Annotated in this window: 1 protein-coding gene; it reads right to left on the reverse strand. The window is 48.2% G+C overall.

Annotated elements, in window-relative coordinates:
* Positions 1–533, reverse strand: a 533-nt coding sequence (locus tag ACYP03_RS23955) for an ABC transporter substrate-binding protein (protein WP_459782356.1), incomplete at both ends; no start/stop codon positions are given.

Here is a 533-nt window from a genome sequence, read left to right on the forward strand (position 1 = left end):
GGTCCAACCGTTCGGAGACTGGACATCCAGTTCAATTTTCTTACCGCTTGGTGTTTCAACGAAACCGTCACCATCGATGTCTTTAAAGCCGGCTTTTTTCAGCAGTGCTTTGGAGTTCTCAAGGTTGTAGGTGTTGAAATCTTTGTACTTGTTGTAAACCGCAGAGTCAGACCAGGCTTTGAAACCTTCACCCAGACCAGACGCAAAGTGGTTTGGTGTACCGCTGCCATAGAAGGCAATGTCGATAATGGTTTGACGGTCAATCGCCATAGAGAAAGCACGACGGAAGTCTACGTTGTTGATGGCTTCGTTGTTACCTTCTTTTGGTGACTTGAAGTTCAGCATGAAGGCCTGGGTACCAGACGCCGGATACCAGTATTTGTGGTTCGGGTTAGAGGCCGCGTAAGTGCTGTCGATGTCCGGAATGAACGAGGAAGTCCAGTCCAGCTCAGAGGCAATGACTTTGCTCAGCAACTGGTCATTATTGGCAATCTGAGGCATACGAAGACAGTCAACATCCAGGTTATCGTTGT

The organism is Photobacterium sp. R1 (assembly GCF_054600795.1).